This is a genomic window from Pseudochrobactrum sp. XF203, from assembly GCF_020341615.1.
GTDB classification, from domain to species: domain Bacteria; phylum Pseudomonadota; class Alphaproteobacteria; order Rhizobiales; family Rhizobiaceae; genus Pseudochrobactrum; species Pseudochrobactrum saccharolyticum.
Genome location: NZ_CP084392.1, coordinates 1,796,193 through 1,819,203, shown reverse-complemented (window position 1 = coordinate 1,819,203; position 23,011 = coordinate 1,796,193). Strand labels below are relative to the sequence as shown.

At 52.0% G+C, this 23,011-nt stretch carries 21 protein-coding genes; 13 read left to right on the top strand and 8 right to left on the bottom strand.

The window, feature by feature from the left end:
• The first annotated feature begins 310 nt into the window (after positions 1–310).
• Complete coding sequence (locus LDL70_RS08260; protein ID WP_028233614.1) at positions 311–634, top strand: 2Fe-2S iron-sulfur cluster-binding protein; 324 nt, start codon at positions 311–313, stop codon at positions 632–634.
• Positions 635–1,097: 463 nt separating this feature from the next.
• Positions 1,098–2,123 (top strand): NAD(P)/FAD-dependent oxidoreductase, encoded by a 1,026-nt coding sequence (locus tag LDL70_RS08255; protein ID WP_225684819.1) that lies wholly within the window; start codon positions 1,098–1,100, stop codon positions 2,121–2,123.
• Positions 2,124–2,329: 206 nt separating this feature from the next.
• Here the strand turns inward: LDL70_RS08255 and LDL70_RS08250 are convergent, their stop codons facing one another.
• A complete protein-coding gene (locus LDL70_RS08250) occupies positions 2,330–2,965 on the bottom strand; it encodes a DUF922 domain-containing Zn-dependent protease (protein WP_221719678.1) in 636 nt (211 codons plus the stop codon).
• A gap of 193 nt (positions 2,966–3,158) precedes the next feature.
• Here LDL70_RS08250 and folP point away from each other — a divergent pair, with 193 nt between their 5' ends.
• The 4 genes from folP (at position 3,159) to LDL70_RS08230 (ending at position 5,758) form a co-directional block, all read left to right on the top strand.
• The gene (folP, locus tag LDL70_RS08245; protein WP_225684818.1) at positions 3,159–4,025 is read left to right on the top strand and encodes a dihydropteroate synthase; all 867 of its coding nucleotides are present in this window, start codon (positions 3,159–3,161) and stop codon (positions 4,023–4,025) included.
• A 112-nt stretch (positions 4,026–4,137) separates the two neighbouring features.
• Complete coding sequence (folB, locus tag LDL70_RS08240) at positions 4,138–4,500, top strand: dihydroneopterin aldolase (RefSeq protein ID WP_022710840.1); 363 nt, start codon at positions 4,138–4,140, stop codon at positions 4,498–4,500.
• Positions 4,497–5,024: a 2-amino-4-hydroxy-6-hydroxymethyldihydropteridine diphosphokinase gene (gene folK / locus LDL70_RS08235; protein ID WP_075654932.1), complete on the top strand. Its 528-nt coding sequence runs from the start codon at positions 4,497–4,499 to the stop codon at positions 5,022–5,024. Before folB ends, folK begins: the two co-directional genes overlap by 4 nt.
• Positions 5,025–5,092: 68 nt before the next feature.
• Complete coding sequence (locus tag LDL70_RS08230; protein WP_225684817.1) at positions 5,093–5,758, top strand: O-methyltransferase; 666 nt, start codon at positions 5,093–5,095, stop codon at positions 5,756–5,758.
• Between the two features lie 48 nt (positions 5,759–5,806).
• On the opposite strand, the gene LDL70_RS08225 is transcribed toward LDL70_RS08230, so the two are convergent.
• The 4 genes from LDL70_RS08225 to LDL70_RS08210 form a co-directional block, all read right to left on the bottom strand.
• Positions 5,807–6,343: a hypothetical protein gene (locus LDL70_RS08225; protein WP_028233258.1), complete on the bottom strand. Its 537-nt coding sequence runs from the start codon at positions 6,341–6,343 to the stop codon at positions 5,807–5,809.
• A 177-nt stretch (positions 6,344–6,520) separates the two neighbouring features.
• Positions 6,521–7,576, bottom strand: a complete 1,056-nt coding sequence (locus LDL70_RS08220) for a YcjF family protein (protein ID WP_225684816.1) — start codon at positions 7,574–7,576, stop codon at positions 6,521–6,523.
• 9 nt (positions 7,577–7,585) lie between these two features.
• Positions 7,586–9,061: a YcjX family protein gene (locus LDL70_RS08215; RefSeq protein WP_225684815.1), complete on the bottom strand. Its 1,476-nt coding sequence runs from the start codon at positions 9,059–9,061 to the stop codon at positions 7,586–7,588.
• 172 nt (positions 9,062–9,233) lie between these two features.
• Positions 9,234–9,758: a histidine phosphatase family protein gene (locus LDL70_RS08210; protein ID WP_225684814.1), complete on the bottom strand. Its 525-nt coding sequence runs from the start codon at positions 9,756–9,758 to the stop codon at positions 9,234–9,236.
• A gap of 473 nt (positions 9,759–10,231) precedes the next feature.
• Between LDL70_RS08210 and dksA the strand changes: the two genes are divergently transcribed.
• Entirely contained in the window at positions 10,232–10,648 is a 417-nt protein-coding gene (gene dksA / locus LDL70_RS08205; protein WP_022709440.1) for an RNA polymerase-binding protein DksA, read from the top strand.
• A 94-nt stretch (positions 10,649–10,742) separates the two neighbouring features.
• Here the strand turns inward: dksA and LDL70_RS08200 are convergent, their stop codons facing one another.
• Entirely contained in the window at positions 10,743–11,894 is a 1,152-nt protein-coding gene (locus LDL70_RS08200; protein WP_225684813.1) for a flagellar biosynthetic protein FliO, read from the bottom strand.
• A 551-nt stretch (positions 11,895–12,445) separates the two neighbouring features.
• Between LDL70_RS08200 and cckA the strand changes: the two genes are divergently transcribed.
• Both cckA and LDL70_RS08190 read left to right on the top strand, forming a co-directional pair.
• Complete coding sequence (cckA, locus tag LDL70_RS08195; RefSeq protein ID WP_225684812.1) at positions 12,446–15,067, top strand: cell cycle histidine kinase CckA; 2,622 nt, start codon at positions 12,446–12,448, stop codon at positions 15,065–15,067.
• Positions 15,068–15,182: 115 nt separating this feature from the next.
• Positions 15,183–16,286, top strand: a complete 1,104-nt coding sequence (locus LDL70_RS08190; RefSeq protein WP_022709445.1) for a branched-chain amino acid ABC transporter substrate-binding protein — start codon at positions 15,183–15,185, stop codon at positions 16,284–16,286.
• A gap of 76 nt (positions 16,287–16,362) precedes the next feature.
• On the opposite strand, the gene LDL70_RS08185 is transcribed toward LDL70_RS08190, so the two are convergent.
• The gene (locus LDL70_RS08185; protein WP_225684811.1) at positions 16,363–17,598 is read right to left on the bottom strand and encodes an MFS transporter; all 1,236 of its coding nucleotides are present in this window, start codon (positions 17,596–17,598) and stop codon (positions 16,363–16,365) included.
• Between the two features lie 266 nt (positions 17,599–17,864).
• The gene (locus LDL70_RS08180; RefSeq protein WP_051139069.1) at positions 17,865–18,713 is read right to left on the bottom strand and encodes a MurR/RpiR family transcriptional regulator; all 849 of its coding nucleotides are present in this window, start codon (positions 18,711–18,713) and stop codon (positions 17,865–17,867) included.
• Positions 18,714–18,926: 213 nt separating this feature from the next.
• On the opposite strand from LDL70_RS08180, the gene LDL70_RS08175 reads away from it, so the two are divergent.
• The 4 genes from LDL70_RS08175 to LDL70_RS08160 all read left to right on the top strand — a co-directional run bounded on the left by LDL70_RS08175 (position 18,927) and on the right by LDL70_RS08160 (position 22,958).
• Positions 18,927–19,700, top strand: a complete 774-nt coding sequence (locus tag LDL70_RS08175) for an N-formylglutamate amidohydrolase (RefSeq protein WP_225688461.1) — start codon at positions 18,927–18,929, stop codon at positions 19,698–19,700.
• Positions 19,701–19,829: 129 nt separating this feature from the next.
• A complete protein-coding gene (locus LDL70_RS08170; protein WP_116087403.1) occupies positions 19,830–20,390 on the top strand; it encodes a TRAP transporter small permease subunit in 561 nt (186 codons plus the stop codon).
• Positions 20,387–21,712, top strand: coding sequence for a TRAP transporter large permease subunit (locus tag LDL70_RS08165; protein ID WP_075654947.1), 1,326 nt, complete (start codon positions 20,387–20,389; stop codon positions 21,710–21,712). Before LDL70_RS08170 ends, LDL70_RS08165 begins: the two co-directional genes overlap by 4 nt.
• Before the next feature lie 175 nt (positions 21,713–21,887).
• Positions 21,888–22,958 carry a TRAP transporter substrate-binding protein gene (locus tag LDL70_RS08160; RefSeq protein ID WP_075654949.1) on the top strand — a complete coding sequence of 357 codons (1,071 nt, stop codon included), beginning with the start codon at positions 21,888–21,890 and terminating at the stop codon, positions 22,956–22,958.
• Positions 22,959–23,011 lie beyond the last annotated feature (53 nt).

Below are 23,011 nucleotides of genomic sequence, written 5' to 3'. Positions count from 1 at the left end.
CAAGAAATTAGTGCTTCTGCACCGGTGACACAGCGCTCAATCTTTCGGAAATGATTAACATATATAGTGACGAAAGGCTCTGCCTTTTTGTTTTACTATGTGTCTCATCCGAACACCGCTGCATAGTTTTCGGAATGTGCTTGAGTGATCGAATTGACGCAGACGGGCAGGGAGGTGCTGTTTACAGCTTGAACTCCTTGGCTGCAGCACGTATCTGCCCTGCAACGAACATTTTTACAGAGTGTCAGCTTTATCGGCTGCGGTTTGCACTGCACCGGATGATTTTGCCGGCATTTTACAGGATGACTACATGACCAAGATCACATTTGTTTCTGCTGACGGCGCGATGCGGAATGAAGTTGAAGCTGAAAACGGCTCCACTGTTATGGAAAATGCCATTCGCAACGGTATTCCGGGTATTGATGCGGAATGCGGCGGTGCCTGCGCCTGCGCAACCTGCCATGTTTATGTCGATGAAGACTGGACAGATGTGGTTGGCGGTCCTGAGCCGATGGAAGAAGATATGCTGGACTTTGCCTATGATGTGCGCGGCAATTCGCGTCTGTCTTGCCAGATTATCGTGCGCGACGAGCTTGAAGGTCTGGTTGTTCAGGTGCCTGAGCGTCAGGGCTGACCTGTCCGGACAATTCGTTACGGTTCCTAAAGCGGTCTGCATAAAAGGCAGGCCGCTTTTTATTTATTTGTTTTGGCGCAATATCATTCCGCATTCAGCGGTTTAAACACAGTTTTGTGTCTGTATCTCTGTTTTTTTGTCAGGCATTAGAATGAGTGCCGTAACATGCCTGTAAAAAGATCAGGTATTAATCAAATCAATTTCGGCAAAAACTATAGGCATTTGAATTAAACTTGACTATAGAACTCGTGTTGAATTTTGTCCGGTGCTGTTTCATCTGAGTTTTTCAGATGCATTGCACAGGATCGCCGGAGATCAGCGGGTTTCCGGTATTGATGTTGCCCCACTCTCCCGCGGGCAGCACTTACAGAGCATGTTCTGTGTGACAGCTGGCAGAGCATAAGATTAATGTGACAGATCGTAATGGCTGGCGCAGCTGTTATGATTCAGTGAGATTGAAGATATGAGCGAAGTTATCCGCACAGATGTTGTCATTATCGGTGCCGGTCCTGTCGGGCTGTTTGCTGTTTTTGAACTGGGTTTGTATGACCTGAAATGCCATCTGATTGATATTCTGGATCGTCCGGGCGGCCAGTGTGCCGAGCTTTATCCTGAAAAGCCGATTTATGACATTCCGGCATGGCCGGAAATCTCCGGTCAGATGCTGACCGACAAGCTGATGGAACAGATCAAGCCGTTTTCGCCGCAGTTCCATTTCAACCGTATGGTGACCAAGCTTGAGCGTATGGAAGACGGTTCTTTCCATGTGGAAACCGATGAAGGCGAAGTTTTTGAAACCAAGGTTGTGGTGATTGCCGCCGGTGGCGGTTCCTTCCAGCCGAAGCGTCCGCCGGTACCGGGCATTGAAGCCTATGAAGGCAAGAGCGTTTACTACGCCGTGCGCCGTGTTGAAGCTTTCCGCGATCAGGATGTGGTGATTGTTGGTGGCGGTGACAGTGCTCTGGACTGGGCGCTGAACCTGCAGCCGATCGTAAAAAGCATGACCGTTGTGCACCGTCGTCCGGAATTCCGTGCGGCACCGGACAGCGTGAAGAAAATGTTTGAACTGGTTGATGCCGGTAAAATCCGCTTTGAAGTCGGTCAGGTATCCGGCCTTGAAGGTGAAGATGGTGATCTCTCCGCTGTGAAGATCAAAGGTGCTGACGGCGAAACCGTTCTGCCGGCAACACGTATGCTGCCATTCTTCGGTCTGACCATGAAACTCGGTCCGATTGCAGACTGGGGTCTGAACCTGCACGAGAACCTGATCACCGTTGATACCGAGAAGTTCGAAACTTCCGAACCTGGTATTTTTGCGATTGGTGATATCAACTGGTATCCGGGCAAGCTGAAGCTCATCCTTTCCGGTTTCCATGAAGCCGCACTGATGACACAGGCCGCCAAGCGTATCGTCAGCCCGGGTGAACGCGTTGTGTTCCAGTACACGACTTCATCGACTAGTCTGCAGAAGAAGCTCGGCGTTAGCTAAAAAGCGAGAAAAAGCGCCATGCCGGTCTGCAAATGGCAATTTTTTACGCTTCCGGTGCTCACGTACTTTAAGTATGCTCCGCGCCGGTTCTCAAAAATCACCATTTTCGCCACGGCCTGACACTTTTTACGTCGGCGCTTGATGCGAGTTAAAATTAAAAAGCCCTGCATTTGTTATGCAGGGCTTTTTCTTTGTCTGAAACTATCTCAGGATTTCTTCTGCTGCCGCAGGCGTTTCTCAAGACTTTTGGTAATCAGATTTTCAAACCGCGTTTCAAAATTGATGGTTTCCACGCGGTCAAAATATTGCTGTGCTTTGTCGTGCTTGGCAAAAATCCGGTCAGTGATCTTGTCGACATTGGCGCGCAATTTTGCGCAGTCACGCTCATTGCGCATGGAGCGGATCTGCCGCTCAAGTTCCGAAGCATGGGAGCGGGCGATGATGATATGGCTTTCTTCGTGACGGCGGATATCTTTCACCAGCACATCCCAGACCATTCTTGTGTCGGCACTGGCGCGGCGACGGCTCTGCCAGCTTGGCAGTGAGATAGTGGCTGTCACATTGGCGCGCACATCAGAGACACGGCAATATTTGCCGTCGGAACGGTATTTTACACGGGCATCAAAAGCGATCTTTGTCGCGCCCGGATGACTTTCACCACCATTATTGAGTTTCGGGCCGTTCTTAGCCAAAGATTTGTCCAACTGCTCTGCCGTCGTGCCATAAACCGGAAAATAGCGATATTTCCGTGTCACTGAGGCCGCATCTGCCGTTGTAGAGGCGAGCGTGCCGGATAACAGAACCAGACCGGTGAGGGTAAGCGCGAGAAATTTGCCGGACATTGTCTGTTCCTTTATTGCGGGCGCTCACGGAATGAGCACTCAGAAATTACCGGTTGTAGCACAAATTACGGCAGAATTGTCTTCTGCTGCATTATGCTGTTATCAGCCATTGGCTTTTATCAGTCCATGAAATGTGTAAAGAACTTATGGCTGGTTTGGAAAGCAAAGCAATTTTAAAAGGTTAATTCCGAATATGATTAAGAGTTTCCCTATAAAACGAGAATGGCGGCTGGCGCACGGACGCGTTCTTGAAACGGGTGTTCAGTCAGTAATTATGGGAATTCTCAATATTACGCCGGATTCTTTTTCCGATGGCGGGAGCCATAAGTCGCTTGATGCAGCGCTGAATTCTGCCCGTGCCATGCTGGATGCCGGTGCGGTGATTATTGATGTGGGCGGCGAGTCGACCCGTCCTGATGCGGCGACTGTGACTGCGCAGGAAGAACAGGATCGCGTATTGCCGGTGATTGAAGCGCTGGCGCGGGAAACGAGTTGTCTGATCTCTGTCGATACCTATCGGACGCAGACTGCAAAATTGGCAGTCGCAGCAGGCGCGCATATTGTGAATGATGTCTGGGGATTGCAGAAAGAGCCTGATATTGCCAATCTTGCGGCTGAAACCGGTGCCGGGCTGGTGATTATGCATACCGGACGGGACAGAGACGTTGCCGCTGATGTGATTGAAGATCAGCATGTGTTTTTAGAGAGCTCTCTGGAAATCGCGTCAGCAGCCGGTGTTGATCGGCGGCAGATCATGCTTGATCCGGGCTTTGGTTTTGCCAAAGACACGCAGCAGAATGTGGAGCTGATGGCACGATTTGAGCAGTTGCAGAGTTTTGGCCTGCCATGGCTGGTCGGCACCTCCCGCAAGCGTTTCACCGGTGCCGTTAGTGGTCGTGAAATTGCCGCTGAAAGAGATGCGGCAACAGCGGCAACCAGTGTTATGCTGCGTCTCAGCGGTGCGGATATTTTTCGGGTGCATAATGTTGCACTGAACCGTGATGCGCTGATGATGGCGGATGCGGTTTTAAATGCCGCAGCTCTTACAAAAAAAGCGTGAACCGGTTTTTCAGAATTGCGGTATAGTCTGCTGACGAATGAATGGCAGACGATTATGAACTTTGGTTGTGAACACCTGTTTCATAACGAAAAAGTAAAGAAATGAGGGCTTTTTGTACACGATCCGTATGAAAAATTGCGCGTTTTTTGCGCATCACGGCGTTTTTGAAGAAGAAGAAAAGCTCGGCCAGCGTTTCTATGTGGATGCCGCGCTGACGGTTGATCCGGGCGACTCGCTGGATAATGATGATATTGATAAAACAGTGCATTACGGTATTGTCTTCTCTATGATCGAGAAGATTATTACGGGCACCCGCCGTTATCTGATTGAGGCTTTGGCACTGGATGTAGCCAAGGCACTGTGCGATGCATTTCCGCAAATTCAGCATGCAGAGATTACCGTGCGTAAACCGAATGCGCCGGTTGCCGGTGTGCTGGATTATGTTGAAGTGACGGTCGGGTGGCCGCATAGATGAAAGCACGCGAGGTTCACAAAGCCTGGCTGTGTCTGGGCGGTAATATCGGAAATGTTGTGCAGACAATGGCACAGGCGCTGCAACTGCTGGATGAACGGCAGGATGTCAGGGTCATAACCGTTTCGCCGGTTTTCCGTACACCGCCTTGGGGAAATACCGATCAGGACTGGTTCTATAATGCCTGTGCTGAAATCTCGACGATATTAACGCCGCCGGAATTGTTGGAAGTGACCCAGACGATTGAGCGGCGGTTGAAGCGTGTGCGCAGTGAGCGCTGGGGACCGCGCACGATTGATATTGATATGCTGGCTTATGAAAGCGTTTTTGCGCTCGAGATGCCGGATCTGATTTTGCCGCATCCGCGCATTGAGCAGCGTGCTTTTGTGCTGGTGCCACTGGCAACAATTGCTCCCGAGTTGAAAATTCGCGGCGAGATTGTCTCTGACCTCCTGCAAAAAGTTGACAGTAGTGAGATACAGCGCCTGAGCTATGGCCATCGCTGGTGGCAGGATACCGGGCTGTAAAATCCCGTTACTGTCATTCTGCTGTCTTTCCGGCATGGTACCAGTCAGCTCAAAATTCAGGAGTGATTATGTACCAGTCAGAAGATCAGTGGAAACAGGTTGATGCCTATATGGCTGGGAAGCTGATTGCGGAAGATCCGGTTATGGATGCTGTGTTGCAGCGCAATGCGGATGCAGAGCTGCCGAACCATGATGTCGCGGTCAATCAGGGCAAGCTGCTTAATCTGTTTGCACAAATGTGCGGTGCCAGACATGTGCTGGAGATTGGTACTTTCGGCGGCTACAGCACAATCTGGCTGGCGCGGGCGCTGCCTGAGGGCGGCAAGGTGGTTACGCTGGAATATTCCGCAAAACATGCCGAAGTCGCACAGCAGAATATTGATGCCGCCGGTGTTGCGGAAAAGATAGAAATTCTGATTGGTGCTGCAGCGGAAACCTTACCGCAATTACAGGATTGCGCGCCGTTTGATCTGATTTTTATTGATGCCGACAAGCCGAATAATCCGGTCTATCTGGAATGGGCGCTGAAACTTTCCCGCAAAGGAACAGTCATTATCGGCGATAATGTCGTGCGCAACGGTGCTGTGACTGATCCGCAATCAGAGGATGCCAATGTGATCGGTGTCCGGCGGTTTTTTGATATGATGGCGGCCGAGCCACGCCTTGAGGCAACAGCGTTGCAAACCGTAGGTTCCAAAGGCTGGGACGGTTTTACGCTGGCGATTGTGAAGTGAGTTCCTGATATAAAAATGCCCCGAGAGTGAAACTGTCGGGGCAGGGGTCTAATTCCGTGCAATGCTGCTGACGGTGCCGCCGTCAACGCGTTTCAGGCTCATGCCGACAACCGGTACCATTGTATCTTCAACTTTGACCGACACGGTAACATTCATGGTGTTTTGGTCGGTGACGCGTGCCAGCATCGCGCCGTTGAGCTGCTTGCGTGCGAGTGACAGCACTACGCGGTTACCGTTGACCGAGCCGGACGTTACATTCAGGCCTTTGCCTTCAGCGCCGTCATTGAAAGTGCCGCTATAGCTTTTGCCGGTGCGCACTACGGTTGCTTTCATCGGCTGCGAGAAGACGCCGACGCGGCAGGTGCCGTCGAGTGTCATGCCAATGTTGCCATCCGGCGTGGTGCCGGAGAGATTGCAGACGAATTTCGTGCCCTTGTATTTACCGGCAACAACTTCACCGGGGCCGCTCCACTGACCTTCGACATTGCGGAAGAAAGCTTCATCCTTATCCGATGCGTGCGCAGAAACAGTGCTGGCCGCAGAAGCGAATAAAATAAGGCAGGCGGCAGTGGCACGTGTAATCATAACAGAACTCTGTTCCGGATAGTTTGAGGGCGGCTTTTCAGTTCTTTGCAGGACCTGCATCATCACTTTTCAGGGCGCGAAATGCTGTCAAACAAGATACCAAAACCAGCCCTTATAATCGGCCGGAATGGTTAACAGCTGGTTTCTAGCACGATTAAAACAAGGGATAAACAGGTTTCAGAGTGGTTTTTTCTGAGTTGTGGCTTTTACGATATCGCTGACAAAGTCACTGATATTCGGTCGTTTTTCCGCATCAAACGGCAGCGGGCGCACAATATCCATGGCGGAAATGCCGATCCGTGCGGTCATCATGCCGTTTATCACACCTTCACCGAGTTTGGCAGAGAGGCGCGAGGCGAGACCCTGACCCAGCAATTGCTGAACCACGCTGTCCCCCATGGCGATGGTGCCGGTAATGGCCAGATGGGCAATCACACTGCGGGCAAGGCGCAAAAAGCCTAAAGAACCCGGACGGCAGCCATAAAGCTCAGAGAGGCGGCGGATCAGCCGCGATGATTCGAAGATCACATAGGCAATATCCACTAAAGCGCGCGGGCTGACGGCTGTGACGATAGAAACGCGTTTCGCGGCGTTGAGGATCAGCATCCGCGCTTCACGATCCAGCGGATGCAGAATTTCCCGCTCGGTAATGCGGATAAGATCACGGCCGTCGATAATATCACCGCGCAGTGCTTCTAATGTTGTGCGTCCGCGTGCGGTCTGCGGCAGGCTGGCTGCCACTTCCAGCAACCTGTCTGTGACTTTGCGGGCTTTCTCCGCATCATTGCGCTCGGTGGCCTCTGCTGCAGCGAAGCGCAGTTCCTGCACTGCTGAGAGGCGGCGCAATGCCAGTCCTTCGCGCACCACCAGTGCAATCAGTGAGGCAAGGGCGATGAGTGCAACGCCGAATGTGAGCCAGCCGAGCCAGTCGGCACGGCTGAACATGGCGCGGATCAGATCCTCCGTCCAGATGCCGACGGCAAAGCTGAGTAACAGGCCCAGTGCGGTGAAAAACACGCTGCGCAGAGTAAAGCGCCGCTTGAGGAGACTTGCAGGTGGCGGGGTCAGTTGCGCACCGGCATCAATCGCCTCCTGCTCGAACACATCGACCGGCTCTGCTGTGACTGCGGACAGGTCGCGGATGGCAACCGGTTTGCGTGGTGCCTGCGGCTGGCTGTTATCGGCCTGTAAGTCTACGTTAAAACTCGTGGGTTTTCTTGGCTTATCCGACATGACTGCTCCTTATGCCAGCCGGTCGCCGAGCAGAAACTGCATGGCGCGGTCAAGGCGGATATGCGGAAGCGAGAGATGAATACCATCCAGATCCGCTTTAATCGCCGGTGGCCTGAAACGGACGAAGCGGATCGGTGCTTCATGCGCACGGTCGCGTGGTGATAATTCCGGCTGGTCAAAAATTGCCTGCACATTGTGTGGCAGATCACCCGGAAAAATCGCAGTTTCCGTTTCGCCGTCAAAGACTTCACCGTCGATCACTTCGCCCTTCAGCGGGGTGCCGACGATGACCGGTAATGTATCACCATTCTGGTTGACTGTCGCTTCGCGGGTGGCGCGCACCGCGGCCATGGCCAGAACATCAATCTCAGCGCCGGACATGTCCGCATTCTTGGCGGCGCGGTCAACCAGTCTGCGCACGATGGCTTCAAGCCGGTTATGGCTTTCATGATGCAGATGATCGGCTTTGGTCGCCGCAATAAGAATACGGCCGATACGCTTCTGGATCAGGCCGGTGAAAATATTGGAGCGTCCTGCACGGAAACAGGCGAGGATTTCGGTGAGTGCGCGCTCCAGATCGCGTACAGCAGCACCACCGGCATTAATCGCCTGCATTGCATCAACCAGCACAATCTGACGGTCAAGACGGGCAATATGCTCGCGGAAGAATGGTTTCACCACATGGGTTTTATAGGATTCATAACGCCGCTCCATCATCGCCGCCAGTGAGCCGGTTTTGAAACTGCCTTCAGGCAGGTCGGGCAAAGGCGCAAAGGTGAGAGCCGGAGAGCCTTCCAGATCACCGGGCATCAGAAATCGCCCCGGTGGCAGGGTAGATAATGCTTGTTCATCGGATTTGCCTGCACGCAGATAATCGGTGAAACTGCGTGCCAGCCGTTGCGCCGTCATTTCATCAGCAGGAGCCAGCGCATCAGCGGTTGCAGCCTCCCGCAACCAGTCTCCGGCAAAGCCGAGATGTGCTGTCTCATTGGCGAGCGCAAAGGAATCGCGGGAAAATTCGGCATAGCTTTTGCCGAGCAGGGGCAGGTCGAGCAGCCATTCCCCCGGATAATCGACAATATCAATCGACAACTTGCCCGCAGAGAGCATGCGCCCCCATGAGGAAGCCGACTGATATTCAATTGTCAGGCGTAATTCGGAAATCGCACGGGTGGAATCCGGCCAGATACGGTCTTTTACCAATGCCGCCAGATGATCTTCATATTGGAAACGCGGGACGGCATCATCCGGCTGCGGCTGGAGATAGGCGCGGGCTATGCGGCCGGATGCATAGGCATCAAACAAGGGCAGGCGTCCGCCCTGTACCAGATTATGCACCAGTGAGGTGATGAAAACGGTTTTACCGGCACGGGAAAGACCTGTAACACCAAGTCGCAGTGACGGTGTTGCCAAGTTGCCGGTGCGCTCCATCAATGTATCAAAAGCAATTTTGGCTTCATCCGTTAAAGTGGTCAGTCTGGCCAAAGATGCCCCCGTAAAGACTGTTGATATTCGCTAAGCGCAATACGCTCTGGTGTTTAACGCAGTTCCCTGAATATAGGATGTGAAATCCGTAATTGCAGGGTGTTAAACCATTATGCTGATTTATATCCGCATTATCACGGTCAATTATGTTTTATAAACAGCCTGTAAGACCTTAGTCTTCATGCGGAAGATAAAGAGCTGTCAGTTGTGCATTTTCAGGAGAAAAGGCTGAAAAATCTGCCTGTGTTTTAATTTCGGCCAGTCCGGCTGTTGGGAAACCATAGCCGATCCGCTGTTCAAACTGATGGCTGCTACGCGCAAACAGCAATGCGCAATCTTCAATGCTCGGATTGTGCCCGACTATCAGGGCGCATCGGGATGTATCCGGTATCTGACTGCGGATTTCCTGAATGTAACCGGCGGCATTTGCACGATAGAGCGAGGGGGCTTCCTGCAATGTGACCGGATGAGCGGGGTGTGCATTGGCGAGAGCAGTTTTGAAAATATCTGCCGTCTGTCTCGTGCGTGATGCCGGAGAACAGAGGATAAAATCGGGCAGAATACCTGCATTAATCAGACGCTTTGCCTGATTTTCAGCATCGGTCTCACCGGCCGCATTCAGGCGCCGGTCAAAATCTTTTCCGCTGCTGTCAGGCAGAACGGCTTGGGCATGGCGAAGGAATAAAATTGTGCGCATGGGAGCAATTTTGCAGGTTTTGCACTGAAAAGATAGGGTGCTGAACAGGCTAAAAATAAGGGCCGAAAGCGGATTTCGGGTAACTTGTTTGTTATGTCAGCAGCGTATTGTTTTTGAAGTTATTGCCGGATTGAGAGGGAAATATATCAAAAAAGAAATTTATCCGGAGGTTGTGACGGAAAAAATTCTGTAATTCAGGATATAATATTGAGTAATTATATCGTTAATTTTTAGGTTTTTATTTTTATACATTGATATTTAAAATAGTGTCATGTGAAAATTTTGTTTTACTTAAGTTGATGCGGTATCTTCGATTTTAAATTTTGCAGATATCTGCTTATATGACTTTAGGATAATGCGGCTATTTTTTCAGGTGCAGGTTGAAAATACTTGAGCTGCTGTTTTTTCAGGTTGTATCGTGTCGCTTATAGACCTATAAGGCGCTTCGTCTCCTAGGTGTGGGGTGATTCAAAATGAGTGAATTAATCGACCTTAACTACAAGCCCACGGATGACGAACCGTTCATGAATGAACGGCAGAAGTCATATTTCCGTGCCAAGCTAATCGCTTGGAAGAATGACATTTTGCGTGAAGCACGCGAAACGCTGGAAGCATTGCAGCGTGAAAATGCTAATCATCCTGATCTGGCTGACAGGGCCTCATCAGAAACGGATCGGTCTATCGAGCTGCGTGCCCGTGACCGCCAGCGTAAGCTAATCTCCAAAATTGATGCGGCTTTGCTTCGTATTGATGAAGGAACCTATGGTTTTTGTGAGGAAACCGGCGACCCGATCAACCTTAAGCGACTGGATGCCCGTCCGATTGCTACTTTGTCGATCGAAGCGCAGGAACGTCACGAGCGTCGTGAAAAAGTTTATCGCGATGACTAAATTATAGGGTTTTGTGCTTCGCACATACTCGCGAGAAATTAAAAAACGCAGTGCTGGAGGGCGCTGCGTTTTTTTATTATCTGTTTTTCGGAGCTTATTTGCGCGGAGAAATATCAAGCATTCCGGCTGGCAAACTCGATTGCTGTTTTTCTGCAGGTTCCGCTTTTTCCGTGCTTGCGAAATGCTGTTCCATTTCGGACGAGAGCAAATCTTCAAAGGAAATTTCGTTGTCGGATGACAAGTCCTTATCCGACAGGGCATCCGCGACCGCGCTTTCAAGATCAAGCTCAAAATTCGGCTGCACTGCAGGCTTGGCAGCCGGAGCAGGCGCGGTGCTGAAGGATGGTTCCTGCTGTGCCGGGCGTGCGATTTGCGGAGTTGCCCGTTGCAAGACCAGAGGCGTGCCTTCTGCCGTTTTTGCATCAGGACCCGGACGCACATCATCAAGCGAAGGTGAGGCGCTGCGATTATCGCGCTTGGCGGCGGCAATCAGCTCCTGTTGCGCTGCATTGCTTGCTGCGGCCAGACCGGATGTTGCTGCAACCACACCACGAGAGACCTGACCCAGCGGATAAACCGGATGCAGCTTTGGTGCTGTTTCTGCCGGTCGCGCAGCCGGAGCCTGACGCTGCTGTTGCTGGCGGGCGGCAGCCGCCACCTGCTGGGCATGGGTTTGTAAAGGCTGGCTTGGTGCGGCAACAGGTGTTTGCGCAGCAGCGGTCGCCGCTGGGCGCGGCTGTTGTGCAGGTGCGGCTTCTGCTTCCGGCTTATAGGCCGGTACGGCTGAGATAATATCAGCCGGAGCAATATTGAGTTCCGGTGTTGCAATCGCCGCAGCGATTTGCGGGGCAGCAGGTGCAGCAACGATTGTTGCAGTAACCGGAGCAACCGGTGCCAGTTCTTCCTGCGGACGAGCGCGGGGTGTCGCCTGTTCAGGCTGATTGCGCTGATGGCGGGTAATATTCTGCTCAATCACAATATCGGATGGTCCGCCGATCAGGATCAGGTGCTCCACATCATCGCGGCGCACCAGAACGAGGCGGCGCTGGCCGTCAACGGCGGCGGCATCAGTTACGGTCAGGCGCGGAGCCGCATCATGGTTTTTGGTCACATAGGTTCCGGCTGTCATGCGCTTGATAGCAGCAAAAACAACAAAAACACCTGCCAGAAACAGTGCAAAAAGCCCGATAAAGCTGATTATATGAGCTGTATTTTCGCCCACCAGCCCGCTCAGCCAATCCATCATATTTAATCGTCCTTATAAGAATCATGCAATTTCTGCAGCGTTTCATAAACGCATAATCAGACAAATTGCATAATCGGCTTGTTTTTCAACACGGTTTTCAGGCCGTAACGGGCGCTTGAAACCGGTATCCTGTAAAAAATCGGAGCATAATCTGCATTTGTAAAAACGCATATTGCCCGGAAAGTAAATCTTTAAGCTGAATGAAACTTTAAAACATATTTATCGGCTTGAAAATGCCCGTGACTGACGCCTGTCATAATTGGTATTTATGTCTTTAAAATGCGCAATTTAACAAGAAAACAGTCCGGAATTAATGGCTTGTGAAGACTGTGCAGGCAATAATGGCACTATGAGATAATTCCATTTGACTGTGAAATACTCTAAAGCATAATTCTGAAAAACCTCATAAGGCTACGCTTTATCAGAATTGTTCAGGCCTGATATCACAAGCCTGATCCGATAGGCCGATGCCCGAAATTGCGGACGACGCATCAGCGACGGGTCTGCTGAACCGCCGATGTTACGGCGCAAGAAAAGGGATAATGGGGCTTATGTCTCAGCCATCACGGACGCATTCTTTTCCGAAAACCACTGCTCCTGCCAAGAAAAACCCCGCTGCACTCAGATTGCTGACACTGGGTATTCTGCTGATTGCCGTAGCGGGATTATATTTTGTGTTCCGTGAACAATTGGGTGATGCCTTTTTGCTGATCCTGCTCGGTCTGCTGTCGATTATGGGGGTTTTCTGCCTGATCGGCTGGGCAACCGGCCTGATCCAGTTCAGCCCGCGTGAAGATCATGACGATGTGGTCGATACGCTACTGGATTCCATGCCTGAAGGTACGGTAATCACCGATGCCAAAGGGCATATTGTCTATGCCAATCAGGCCTATGCGCAGATGATGGGGGCGGATAATGCGGCAGAATTGCCGACACTTGATGCTGTGCTGGCCGGTGAGCCTTCGGCGCTTGAAGCGGTTTATCGTCTGAACAATGCTGTGCGTGACGGTCTGGCCGCACAGGAAGAAATCCGTCTCACCGGTGCCTCGCCGAAGGGGATGGAAGCCGCTGCATGGTATCGTGTGAAAGCACGGCCGGTGATTGCACCGCAAACCAATCCGCTCAGCGAAACCGCAGGACCTTTGTTTGCGTGGCAGATTACCGATATTTCGGAAGAGCGTGCTGAGCAGGAGCGGTTTTTTCAGGATTTGCAGGAAGCAATCGACCATCTGGATCACGCGCCTGCCGGATTTTTCTCAGCCGATGCGCAAGGCCGCATCATTTATATCAATGCCACGCTGGCTGAATGGCTGGGAATTGATCTCACCAAATTCACCGCCGGTTCGCTGACCTTGCAGGATATTGTTGCCGGTAACGGCATGTCGCTGATTAATGCGGTTCGTGCCGATCCGGGCTCCAGCCGCAATACGGTGATTGATCTTGATCTGACAAAGAGCAACGGTCAGAGCCTTGCTGTGCGCTTTTATCACCGTGTGCAGCAGCCGCGTGACGGCTCACGCGGCACCAGCCGCACCATTGTGCTGAACCGCGCCGAGGGCAATGATTCCTCCGCTGCACAGCGTTCCGCCGAAGTGCGCTTTACCCGCTTCTTCAACTCCGCGCCGATGGCGATTGCTTCGGTGGATGTGAATGGCCGTATTCTTTCGACTAATGCACGTTTTCTGGATATTTTCGGTTCTGATGTGGATCGCGATACGCTGGATAAACAGATTTCTCTGGAAAGCGTGGTGCATCCGCGTGACCGTGAGACGATTTCCCGTGCGCTGGCATCTGCCTTTGCGGGGCAGGCAACGATCTCGCCGATTGATACGGTTCTGCCGGGCAATGATGAACGTCATATCCGTTTCTATGTCAGTCCGGTGTCCGACATTGGCGGCGAGGCGATAGAAGAAGCAGCGATTGTTTCTGCGGTGGAGACCACAGAGCAGAAGGCGCTGGAAGGCCAGATGGCGCAGAGCCAGAAAATGCAGGCTGTCGGCCAGCTTGCAGGCGGCATTGCCCATGACTTCAATAACGTACTGACAGCTATTATCATGTCGTCAGATCTGCTGCTGAGCAATCATCGCGCGTCCGACCCGTCATTTCCTGATATTATGAATATCAAGCAGAATGCCAACCGTGCCGCCTCGCTTGTGCGCCAGTTGCTGGCTTTCTCGCGCCGTCAGACCTTGCGTCCTGAAGTGCTTGATCTCACCGATGTTCTGGCTGATCTGCGTATGTTGCTGGCACGTCTTGTCGGTACGGATATTGCCCTGAAAATTGAACATGGCCGTGATCTGTGGCCAGTGAAAGCTGATCTTGGTCAGTTTGAGCAGGTTGCGGTCAATCTCGTGGTCAATGCCCGTGATGCGATGCCGGATGGCGGTACGATTACAATCCGCACCCGCAATGTTGAAGAAGCCGAGACCGTTGCGCTTGGCTATCGCGAATTGCCGCAGGCCGATTATGTGCTCTATGAAGTTGAAGATTCGGGCACAGGTATTCCGTCGGATATTCTTGCCAAGATTTTCGAACCATTCTTTACGACTAAAGAAGTAGGTAAGGGCACAGGTCTCGGTCTCTCGATGGTCTATGGCATTATCAAACAGACCGGCGGCTTCATTTTCTGTGACTCGACACTGGGTAAAGGCACGGTCTTCCGTATCTATCTGCCACGTTTCATTGAAGAAAAAGCACCGGTTATACTGGATGCCAATGGTCAGCCTGATGAGCAGGCCGTGGTCGCCAAAAAGCCTGCTGCCGTTGAAAAGAAAGCAGAAAAACAGGCCGATCTGTCCGGTTCTGCAACCGTGCTGCTGGTTGAGGATGAGGATGCGGTGCGTATGGGCGGTGTCCGCGCATTGCAGACCAGAGGTTACACAGTTCATGAAGCTTCGTCCGGCGTTGAGGCGCTGGAAGTGCTGGAAGAACTGGAAGGCAAGGTCGATATTATCGTTTCCGATGTGGTTATGCCGGAAATGGATGGTCCTACGCTGTTAAGAGAGTTGCGCAAATCCTATCCAAACATTAAGTTTATTTTCGTTTCAGGCTATGCTGAAGATGCTTTTGCAAAGAATCTGCCTGAAGATGCTCAATTCGGGTTCCTTCCGAAGCCGTTCTCCCTGAAGCAGCTGGCAACCGCTGTGAAGGAGATGCTGGAGAAAGAAGACTGAGTGTCTGACCAGTTATTGGGACAGGCGGGGGGCGAGGTTGAACCGGTGCGCAACTTTAAGCGCATACGGGGCTTATGTTTTAACTGTCCCGTTGGGGACTGTATTGGAGGAAGAAATGCGTCTGTCTTTATTATCCGGAGTAGCCTTTGCTGCAACACTTGCGTTTGCTTCCCAGGCTCAGGCTGATATCACCATTGGTTTGATCGCACCGGTTACCGGCAGCGTGGCTGCCTATGGTATTCAGGTGAAAAACGGTGCCGAAACCGCTGTAGAAAATATCAATAAAAACGGCGGTATTCTTGGTGAGAAAGTCGTTCTGAAGCTTGTTGATGATGCGGCAGATCCGAAACAGGGTGTTTCCGGCGCCAACCAGCTGATCGGTGACGGCGTTAAATTTGTTGTTGGTCCTGTGACCTCCGGTTCGGCAATGGCCGTTTCCGATGCGCTGGCTGAAGCCGGTGTGGTTATGGTAACACCGACAGCAACTTCACCTAACCTGACAAATCGCGGTCTGGAAAATGTTTTCCGTACCTGCGGCCGTGACGATCAGCAGGCCGTTGTTGCTGCTGAATATGTAGCGAAAAATCTGGCTGACAAAAAGGTCGGTGTTCTGCACGATAAAGCCCCTTACGGTCAGGGTCTTGCAGACAGCTTCAAAGACAGCCTGAACAAGGCCGGTGTGAAAGAGGTTCTGTATGAATCCCTGACACCGGGTGAAAAAGATCTCAGCGCACTGGTGAGCAAGATCAAAAACAGCGGCGTGGAAGTGCTGTATTTCGGTGGTTATCATCCGGAAGCCGGTCTTCTATCCCGTCAGCTTTCAGATCAGGGCGTGAAACTGCTGCTGATCGGTGGAGAAGGCCTGTCCAATACTGAATATTGGGCGATTGCCGGTGAAACCGGTGCAGGCACACTCTTCACCAATGCTGTTGATGTGACGCAGAACCCTGCTGCTGCTGAAGCTGTGGACGCGCTGAAGGCCAAGAATATTGCGCCGGAAGTGTTCACACTGAATGGTTATGCTGCTGTTCAGGTGCTGAAAGACGGCATCGAGAAAGTCGGTAAAGCCGATGATCCGGCAGCCGTTGCCAAGGCTCTGCATGATGGTCTGGAAGCCAAAACAATCATCGGTAACCTGACCTATGACAAAAACGGCGATCTGACTTCCCCGACCTTCGTGGTCTATAAATGGGAAGACGGTAAAATCGTTGCCAATTAATCAGGTCTTTTGAGTTAAAGAGAAAGCTGGCAGAACGATGGTTCTGCCGGCTTTTTTATTGGTTGTATTTATGGTCTCAGGTGCCGCTGCGGCGTGCATCCCACAGGGCAATTGCCCAGATGATCAGACCGCCCAGCGCCAGTGCGCAGCCGACGAAGCCGGAGGAGGCAAAGCCATAGCCTGCGGCAATGGAAAGGCCAGCCAGCCACGGGCCAAGGGCATTGGCGACGTTGAAGGCGCTGTGATTAAGCGCTGCGGCAAGGGTCTGAGCATCCTGCGCCACATCCATCAGACGGGTTTGCAGCACGGTGCCGAGGCCGCCGGTACAGCCGATCAGGAAAACCAGCGCGGTCAAAATCCAGACATTCATCACCACGAATGGGAAGATTGCCAGAAAGATTGCATTTGACAGCAGCAGAATACCGGCAGTTGGCATCAGGGCGCGGTCAGCACCCCAAGAGCCGATCAGCGTGCCGCAGGTCATACCCGCACCGAAAACAGTCAGCACAACCGGAACCCAATAGGGCGCAACGCCGGTGACTTCCAAAAGCGTTGAGGCAATATAGGAATAGACTGCAAACAGACCACCAAAGCCGACCGCACCAATGCCGAGCGTTAGCCAGACCTGACGGTTCTTCAAAGCGGCCAGTTCACGCAGTGGCGTGGCTCCGGGGCGGGGCGGGTCTTTCGGGGCAAAAGCCATAATCATCAGAAAAGTGAGCGTGGCCAGAATACCGGTAACACCGAAACCCCAGCGCCAGCCGAGATGCTGCCCGAGCCATGTGGCAAAAGGCACACCGATCACGGTTGCGATAGACAGGCCGAGCATAACACGGCCAACAGCCCATGCACGGCGGTTCATCGGTACCAGTGAGGCGGCCATCAGCGCGGCCACACCAAAATATGCGCCATGCGGCAGGCCGCTCATAAAGCGAAACAGCAACATCCAGTGATAGGATGGCGATAGAGCGCTGAGCACATTGGCGACGGCAAATACAGCCATCAGCCCCATTGCCAGCGTGCGGCGCGACATACGGGCAAAGAAGACAGCGAGAATTGGCGCGCCGACGACAACACCCAGCGCATAGGCGCTGATGACATGACCGGCGGTTGGCTCATCAATGCCTAAGCCTGCGGAGAAATAAGGCAGCAGGGACATGGCCGCAAATTCGGTGGTGCCGATAGCAAAGCCACCCATTGCCAGTGCCAGCAAAACCAGTTTGAAATTTGTTGTATCTGCGCTTGTAGCAGATGTTTCAGCATCGGCCAGGGCTGGGGCGTCCAGCACCATGGCGGGGGAGGAATTTGTCATTTCATTTTTCCTGAAACAGCATGTGCGACTGTTTCTGATAGGGGGCGGACACAAATGAAAGTGTCTGAGGCAACTCTCATTATGTGCGTTTATTTTAAAAGCTCAGGGCAGTAATCCTGCCTGAAGAGGAATTCAGTCAAATCCGTTTGTGCCTCCCACACGCGCGGCTCGTCTGAATTTTTGTCGCCTTCCCATTACATCGAAAGATGCATGGTTGGAAGAAAAGAGTTTTTATAAAAATCTCTACCGGAGAAATGTGAAGCTTATTATGGCCGGTTTCTGAAGCGCAGACCTTCCAGTTCTTTAATACGCGCGGCACTGTCTTGTTCCAGCTGTATGGTCATTTCGCGAATGATGCTTTCCGCCAGTACGAACAACGCGGCGGAAGAATCCCATGCCGAGGGAACGCCGGTGCGCCCTGCAATCACATGACGGGCAAAACGGGCAATCGGCGACAGCCACTGATCCGTTATGAGCACAATATCAACGCCACGGCTTTTGGCGGTTTCAGCCAGATGCAGCAGACTGTCCTGATAGCGGCGGATGTCGAAGACAATCAATATATCCTTTTTGCCCATATCCAGCAGCCTGTCGCGCCATGCGCTTTCCTGCCCCGACAGGTGGAAAACATGCGGGCGGATCACGGTCATATGCGCAGCCATATATTGCGCAATGGGATCGGTAAAACGCCCGCCAATCAGATAAATATTGCCGCGGGCGCAGGCCAGCGCAGTGACGATATCGCTTAATTGTTTCTCACTGATATGGCGGAAGGTTTCGCGGATATTTTCAAGACTGTGTTCGACCGCCGGATAATCGGTGTCCGGCTGGCTTTGCCGGTTTTCATTGCGGTTATGGGGAGATTGCAGCTGAGCGGCCAGTTCATCCTGCAAACGCGCCTGAAAATCGGAATAATTCTGAAAACCGAGCCGGTTGATAAATCGCAAAATAGTCGGGGAACTCACTCCTGCCTGAGCAGAAAATTCAGCAACGGTTTTAAGGCCAAGCATCGGATAACTGGCTATCAGCGTTTGTGCGGCATTGCGCTCACCCGGAGGCATTGTGTCAATCCGCTCGGTTATCAGTTCGGCGATACTGGTGAAATTGTTCATCATAAAACACCTGTTTGCATCAGTGGACTGAATGGCCCGCTTTTTGATTCAACCCATTTAAAAATACTATTTGACAAAAGATAATAATGCGTATGAGATGATACACAATAGTGCGAAATAAAAAATAACGTAACATAAGTTACATGTGTAAATGATAAAATTTACTCGCATGAGGGGGGAAGAATGGCGGAAATTCGCGATTCTCACGGCAATGATATGCATACCCGTTATTCTGATGCCGGTGACGATATACCGGCTGTTACTGTTCTCAATGAGCAGGGTGAAAGCCCGTATCTGCTGATCTGTGAACATGCCACGAATTTTATGCCGGAGAAATTTGCACGCCTCGGATTGAGCGAGGCTGATATGTCCGCCCATATTGCATGGGATCCGGGTGCGGCTGAGGTTGCGCGACGCATGAGCAAGACGCTGAATGCTACGCTTGTTGAGGCCGGTCTTTCCCGCTTGCTGATTGATTGTAACCGGCCGCTTTCCGCGCCGGATCTTATTCCTGAGATCAGTGAGTTTACGGTGATACCGGGCAATCACAATCTGTCAGAGGCGGAGCGGCAGGAGCGTATATCCCTGTCGCACAAGCCTTTTCACGATAAAATCGAAGAAGTTATTGAGGCGCGCAAAAAACGCGGACAGGAAAGCCGCGTTATAACCATTCACTCCTATACGCCGGTTTATAAAGGTGTCGGGCGGCCATGGGAAATCGGGATCATTCATGATGCTGATGACAGGCTGGGTGCGCGTATGATCGCGGGTTTGCGCAAAGACGGGGAAAGCTCAGGCATCAATGTTGGCGTGAACCAGCCTTATTCGCCGGATGACCGTGTTTATTACACCGTGGAATGTCATGCGCGTAAACGCGGTGATCTCTGCGCGATGGTGGAAATCCGCAATAATGAAATTGCTGACGAGAAAGGGCAGGCGCTTTGGGCTGCACGATTGTCATCAATCTTACAGGAAATTGAGCTGAAGTGAGGAGATGATGACCTTGAGCATCGTCTGTTGAGGAGCAGGCGGGGTTCAAGGGAAACAGGTAACTGGTGAATACAGGCAAAAGAGCCGGAAAACCGGTCATAAAACGCCTGAAACAACGGGAACAAAAAAGTGCCGAAAATACTCAGACTCTTCGTAAAATATGTCGATGCGCTGAATTATCGGGTCGGTCGCTGTGCGATGTATCTTATCTTTTTGATGGCAGCCTGCCTGCTTTACTCCACCTTTTCGCGGGTTGTGCTGGGCGCGCCGGTGAACTGGGTGCTGGAAATGTCCCAGTTCATTCTCTCGGCCTATTATCTGCTGGGCGGTGCCTATGCGATGCAGCAGGGCGCTCATGTGCGGATGGATTTGTTTTATGACCGTTTCGCGCCGAAGAAGAAGGCGCTGACAGATGTCATTACCATTCTCTGCGTGATTTTCTATCTCGTTGTGATGTTCGCGGGCGGGCTTTCCAGCACCAATTACGCCTATGTCTATAATCAGCGCAATTACACGGCATGGGCTCCGGTTTTGTGGCCGATCAAAACGCTGATGACGCTCGGTGTTTTCCTGCTGCTGCTGCAGTGCATCTCCAATCTTATCAAAGATTTCGCGATCTGGCGCGGCACGCCGATCAAACCTGCTGCTTACATACCTGATGCCGCACCGCAGGAAGGGCAAACTGTATGAGTTCGGAATTCATTACTCTTTTCATGTTTGCCACAATGATGGTGCTGCTGATGACAGGGCAGCGCGTATTCGGTGTGATCGGCTTTGTCGGTTCGCTGGCGGCGCTGCTGCTCTGGGGTAACGGCGCGTTTGAAATGCCGTTCAATGCCACTTTTGCGGTGCTGAACTGGTATCCTCTGATTACGGTGCCGTTCTTTGTATTCATGGGCTATATGCTCTCGGAATCCGGCATTGCCAGCAATCTCTACCGCATGTTCCATGTCTGGTTCGGTGGTATTCGCGGCGGTCTGGCACTCGGTACCATCGGGCTGATGGTTGTGATTTCCTCTATGAACGGCCTGAGTGTGGCCGGTATGGCCATTGGTGCAACCGTTGCTCTGCCGGAGCTGCTGAAGCGCGGCTATAACAAGATTATGGTGACCGGCGTTATTCAGGCGGGTAGCTCGCTGGGTATTCTGATCCCGCCGAGTGTGGTGCTGGTGCTTTATGCGATGATTGCGCGTCAGCCGGTATTGCAATTATGGCTGGCCGGTATCGGGCCGGGGCTGCTGATGGCCACATTATTTGCAGTCTATATCTATATCCGCTGCAGGATTAATCCTGAGCTCGGGCCAACATTGCCTAAAGAAGAGCTGGACAGCATTACTTGGGCGGAGAAGTTTTCAACGCTGCGCGCCGGTCTGCTGCCTCTGATTATTTTCGGCACAATGATGGGGCTGTTTCTGACCGGTGTAACCAGTCTGGTTGAAAGCTCCGTAGTCGGCGCTTTGCTGGCAACATTGGCGGCATTGTTCACAGGGCGGATGACCAAAGCAGTTTGGGAAACCACAACCCGTAACTCGCTGATGATCTCTTGTATGTTCCTCTGGATCATTCTCGCGGCGCTGTGCTTCTCATCCGTTTATGATGGTCTTGGCGCAGTAAAGGCGATTGAAAAACTGCTCATCGGTACATTTGATCTGTCGCCATGGACAATTCTGATCCTGATGCTGCTGTCCTTTGTGGTGCTCGGCATGTTTCTGGATGACACAGCGATGCTGGTTATCGTGGCGCCGCTCTATATTCCGCTGGTTAAAAGCCTCGGATTCAATGCGATCTGGTTCGGTATTCTCTACACGATCACCTGTCAGATTGCCTATATCACCCCGCCTTTCGGCTATAACCTGTTCATGATGCGGGCGCTCGCACCGTCCAGCGTGACCATGGTTGATATTTATAAATCTATCGTTCCGTTCTTCTTCCTGATGGTGCTGACGGTCATCATTCTGATGATCTTCCCGCAGATCGCTCTGTGGCTGCCAAACTGGTATTCGGGACGCTGATAAAGTGTGAAGTGCATAACGCAGTTCAAAAAAAGGCAACAAGCCAAAACTGCGGTGAAGGGAACCAAAACTGAATGTGAAGTAGTTTGTTATCGCAGTTTCAAACTGAGAGAATTGGCGAAAAACCGGTTACCACTTTTCTCAGAAACTGCCCATTGCGACGGGAGACACGCAAATGAGTGACAGCAAATTTCTGAATAAGCGCGACTTTCTTAAAAAGTCTGCATTGACCACTGTCGGGGCTGTTGGCGCAACTGCACTCGCCACCCCTTATGTGAAAGCACAGAGCCCGATTAAATGGCGTCTGCAAACCTATGCAGGGCCTGCTCTGGCTGAACACGTCATCAAGCCTTCCATCGATGCTTTTAACAAGGCTGCCAATGGCGAGATGGTGATTGAGCTTTATACTTCCGATCAGCTGGTGCCGCAGGGCGAATTGTTCCGTGCGGTGCAGGCGGGTACCATTGATGCGGCGCAGTCTGATGATGACTCCATGGCATCACCGGTGGACGTGTCGGTGTTCGGGGCGTATTTCCCGTTCGCTTCACGTTACAGCCTTGATGTGCCGGTACTGTTCAACTGGTACGGCCTGAATGAAATCTGGGAAGAAGCCTATAAGGAAATTCCGGGTGTCACATGGCTCAGTGCCGGTTCATGGGATCCGTGTAACTTCGCAACCACCAAGCCGATCCGCTCGCTGGAAGACCTGAAAGGCCTGCGCGTCTTTACCTTCCCGACGGGTGGTCAGTTCCTTACCCGTTTTGGTGTGGTGCCTGTGACCCTGCCTTGGGAAGATATTGAAGTGGCCATTCAGACCGGTGAACTTGACGGCGTGTGCTGGTCGGGCGCGACCGAAGTTTATACAGTCGGCTGGGCTGATATTAATAAATATTATCTCACCAATAATATCAGCGGTGCCTGGGCAGGTTCCTATTTTGCCAATACGGAAAAATGGAATGCCGTGCCTGCGCATTTGCAGCAGCTGTTTAAACTCAGCATGGACAGCTCCCATTACTACCGCCAGCATTGGTACTGGTGGGGTGAAGCCCATTACCGCACCACCGGCGGCAAGCTTGAGCTGACAACTATTCCGGAAGCGGAATGGGGCAAAGTTGAAGATGAGGCCATGAAGTTCTGGGATGAAATTGCGGCCAAGAGCCCGCGCAATGCCAAAGTGGTTGAAATCCTGAAGAAATATCAGGAAACCATGCGCAAAGCCGGTGCACCATATCGCTACGGAGCATAACCAAAATTTACAAAAACTGTCGCCGCCGGAGGGGCGGCGACACTCCATTCTAA

What these genes read in the sequence shown, in the direction of transcription:
- LDL70_RS08260 (WP_028233614.1), top strand. Translation starts at nt 311, where the DNA reads ATGACCAAGATCACATTTGTTTCTGCTGACGGCGCGATGCGGAATGAA.
- LDL70_RS08255 (WP_225684819.1), top strand. Translation starts at nt 1,098, where the DNA reads ATGAGCGAAGTTATCCGCACAGATGTTGTCATTATCGGTGCCGGTCCT.
- LDL70_RS08250 (WP_221719678.1), bottom strand. Translation starts at nt 2,965, where the DNA reads ATGTCCGGCAAATTTCTCGCGCTTACCCTCACCGGTCTGGTTCTGTTA.
- folP (WP_225684818.1), top strand. Translation starts at nt 3,159, where the DNA reads ATGATTAAGAGTTTCCCTATAAAACGAGAATGGCGGCTGGCGCACGGA.
- folK (WP_075654932.1), top strand. Translation starts at nt 4,497, where the DNA reads ATGAAAGCACGCGAGGTTCACAAAGCCTGGCTGTGTCTGGGCGGTAAT.
- LDL70_RS08230 (WP_225684817.1), top strand. Translation starts at nt 5,093, where the DNA reads ATGTACCAGTCAGAAGATCAGTGGAAACAGGTTGATGCCTATATGGCT.
- LDL70_RS08225 (WP_028233258.1), bottom strand. Translation starts at nt 6,343, where the DNA reads ATGATTACACGTGCCACTGCCGCCTGCCTTATTTTATTCGCTTCTGCG.
- LDL70_RS08220 (WP_225684816.1), bottom strand. Translation starts at nt 7,576, where the DNA reads ATGTCGGATAAGCCAAGAAAACCCACGAGTTTTAACGTAGACTTACAG.
- LDL70_RS08210 (WP_225684814.1), bottom strand. Translation starts at nt 9,758, where the DNA reads ATGCGCACAATTTTATTCCTTCGCCATGCCCAAGCCGTTCTGCCTGAC.
- dksA (WP_022709440.1), top strand. Translation starts at nt 10,232, where the DNA reads ATGAGTGAATTAATCGACCTTAACTACAAGCCCACGGATGACGAACCG.
- LDL70_RS08200 (WP_225684813.1), bottom strand. Translation starts at nt 11,894, where the DNA reads ATGATGGATTGGCTGAGCGGGCTGGTGGGCGAAAATACAGCTCATATA.
- cckA (WP_225684812.1), top strand. Translation starts at nt 12,446, where the DNA reads ATGTCTCAGCCATCACGGACGCATTCTTTTCCGAAAACCACTGCTCCT.
- LDL70_RS08190 (WP_022709445.1), top strand. Translation starts at nt 15,183, where the DNA reads ATGCGTCTGTCTTTATTATCCGGAGTAGCCTTTGCTGCAACACTTGCG.
- LDL70_RS08185 (WP_225684811.1), bottom strand. Translation starts at nt 17,598, where the DNA reads ATGACAAATTCCTCCCCCGCCATGGTGCTGGACGCCCCAGCCCTGGCC.
- LDL70_RS08180 (WP_051139069.1), bottom strand. Translation starts at nt 18,713, where the DNA reads ATGATGAACAATTTCACCAGTATCGCCGAACTGATAACCGAGCGGATT.
- LDL70_RS08175 (WP_225688461.1), top strand. Translation starts at nt 18,927, where the DNA reads ATGCATACCCGTTATTCTGATGCCGGTGACGATATACCGGCTGTTACT.
- LDL70_RS08165 (WP_075654947.1), top strand. Translation starts at nt 20,387, where the DNA reads ATGAGTTCGGAATTCATTACTCTTTTCATGTTTGCCACAATGATGGTG.
- LDL70_RS08160 (WP_075654949.1), top strand. Translation starts at nt 21,888, where the DNA reads ATGAGTGACAGCAAATTTCTGAATAAGCGCGACTTTCTTAAAAAGTCT.